The organism is Actinomadura geliboluensis (assembly GCF_005889745.1).
Taxonomy (GTDB): Bacteria; Actinomycetota; Actinomycetes; order Streptosporangiales; family Streptosporangiaceae; genus Spirillospora; species Spirillospora geliboluensis.
Window position 1 is genome coordinate 1 of the sequence record NZ_VCKZ01000657.1, and the last position, 2,825, is coordinate 2,825.

Below are 2,825 nucleotides of genomic sequence, written 5' to 3' on the forward strand. Positions count from 1 at the left end.
GATCAGCCAAGCTCCCCCCTCTGGAGACGAACGATGCAACTCAAACCCGCCATGCAGCTCAAACCAGCGATCGCCTGCGGAACGTTACTGGCCGGCGCGCTCGTGACGCTGCCCGGCACCGCTGCGCAGGCCGCCACGATCCGGTACGAGGCCGAGAACTCCCCGGCGGTGTGCACGGGATCCATCGACTCCGACCACGGCGGCTACTCCGGCAGCGGCTTCTGCAACACCGACAACGAGACCGGCGCCTACGCGCAGCTCACCGTGAACGCCCCCGCCGCCGGCACGGCGACGCTGCGCGTCCGCTACGCCAACGGGACGTCCACCGCCCGGCCCGCGAACATCACGGTGAACGGCGCGGCGGCCGCGTCGGCGCAGTTCGCCGGCACCGGCTCGTGGGACGCCTGGACGACCGCCACCGTCACCGTGCAGCTGAACGCGGGCGCGAACACCGTCCGGCTGACCGCCACCACCTCCAACGGCCTGGCCAACATCGACTACATCGAGGTCGAGACGGACGGCGACGACACCCCGCCGCCGTCCGACGCCGACGCGCTGTACGTCGCGCCGAACGGCACCGACGGCGCGTCCGGGACCGAGTCGGACCCGACGACGCTCATCTCCGCGATCGACCGCATCGCCCCCGGCGGGACGATCTACATGCGCGGCGGCACCTACCGCTACTCGCAGACGGTCACCATCCCGACCGGCGACAACGGCGGCTCCGGCGACCGGACGGTGCTGTCCGCCTACCCGGGCGAGACCCCCGTCCTCAACTTCTCGGCGATGAGCGAGAACTCCGCCAACCGCGGGCTCGCGCTGAACGGATCGTACTGGCACCTGTACGGCCTCGTCGTCGAGCACGCCGGCGACAACGGGATCTTCGTCGGCGGCAGCGGCAACGTCATCGAGCGCGTGGTGACGCGGTTCAACCGGGACACCGGGCTGCAGATCTCGCGGACGGCGTCCGACACTCCCGAGAGCCAGTGGCCGTCCGACAACCTCGTCATCAGCTCGGAGTCCCACGACAACGCCGACTCCGACGGCGAGGACGCCGACGGGTTCGCCGCCAAGCTCACCTCCGGGCCCGGCAACGTCTTCCGCTACGACGTGTCCCACAACAACATCGACGACGGCTGGGACCTCTACACCAAGAACGAGACGGGCCCGATCGGCGCCGTCACCATCGAGGACTCCCTCGCCTACGGCAACGGCACCCTCAGCAACGGCGGCCAGGCCGGCAACGGCGACCGCAACGGCTTCAAGCTCGGCGGCGACGACATCGCGGTCAACCACGCGGTGCGCCGCAGCATCGCCTACGGCAACGGCCACCACGGGTTCACCTACAACAGCAACCCCGGCTCGATGACGATCTCCTACAACGTCGCCATCGACAACGCCGAGCGCAACTTCTCCTTCGACAAGGGCAGTTCGGTGTTCCGGAACAACACCTCGTGCCGCTTCGACGGCGACGGCTCCAACGACAAGACGGTCGGCGACGCCGACGGCTCGAACCAGTTCTGGACCGGCTCCAACGGGTCCCGGTGCTCCTCCTACGCCGGCGCCCTCGGCTGGTACTTCGGCCCGGACGGCCATCTCGCCGTCACCTTCGGCGGCAGCCCCGCGACGCCGTGAGCGGCGCACCCGGATCCGGAACGAGAGAAGAGGCGAGGACGAGATGAGACGAGCAGTCGCAGTGCGGATCTCGGCGGCGCTGGCGGCGGCGGCCGTCGCGGCCGCGACCGGCGCGGCCCTGTCGGCGCACGACGTGGCCGCGGCCGCGGGCGGCGCGACCGGCTACGCGACGCAGAACGGCGGCACCACCGGCGGCGCGGGCGGGCAGACCGTGCGCGCCACGACCGGGACCGCGATCCACGCGGCCCTGTGCAATCGGGCGAGCACGAGCACGCCGATCACCATCCAGGTCGAGGGGACGATCGACCACGGCAACACCAGCAAGGTGTCGGGCGGCAGCTGCGACACCGCCGACGACAGGATCGAGCTGAAGGGGATCAGCAACGTGACCATCGTCGGGGTCGGCGGCGGCACCGTCTTCGACCAGCTGGGCATCCACATCCGCGACTCCAGCAACATCATCATCCAGAACGTGAACGTCCGGAACGTCAAGAAGTCGGGCTCCCCCACGTCCAACGGCGGCGACGCGATCGGCATGGAGAGCGACGTCCGCAACGTCTGGGTCGACCACGCCACCCTGGAGGCGTCCGGCGGCGAGGACGAGGGCTACGACGCGCTCTTCGACATGAAGGACAACACCCGCTACGTGACCCTGTCCTACAGCGTCCTGCGCAACTCCGGGCGCGGTGGCCTGATCGGGTCCAGCGAGAGCGACACCTCGAACGGGTTCGTCACGTTCCACCACAACCTGTACCAGAACATCGACTCCCGCACGCCCCTGCTGCGCGGCGGAACCGCCCACAGCTACGACAACCACTTCGTGGGGCTCGCCAAGTCCGGCATCAACTCCCGGGCCGGGGCGCACATCAAGGTCGAGAACAACTACTTCCAGGACTCCAAGGACGTCCTCGGCACCTTCTACACCGACGAACTCGGCTACTGGCAGGTCGCCGGCAACATCTACGACAACGTCACCTGGACGAGCGAGGGCGAGGAGAACCACCCCGCCGGCCCGAACCCCCAGTCCAACACCTCCGTCAGCATCCCCTACTCCTACAGCCTCGACGACGCCGCCTGCGTGCCGGACATCGTGAGCCGGACGGCGGGCGCCAACAAGGGCCTGCGGGTGTCGGACGGCAACTGCACGCCGCAGTCGCCGACCCCGACACCGACCGACCCCACCCCCACGC

General features: G+C 69.5%; 2 protein-coding genes. Both read left to right on the plus strand.

All coding sequences use genetic code 11. From position 1 onward, the window contains the following. Positions 1–51 precede the first annotated feature (51 nt). A complete protein-coding gene (locus ETD96_RS43125) occupies positions 52–1,635 on the plus strand; it encodes a carbohydrate-binding protein (protein WP_171069525.1) in 1,584 nt (527 codons plus the stop codon). Positions 1,636–1,678: 43 nt separating this feature from the next. After that, positions 1,679–2,825, plus strand: a 1,147-nt coding sequence (locus ETD96_RS43130; RefSeq protein ID WP_138642249.1) for a pectate lyase family protein, incomplete at its 3' end; no start/stop codon positions are given.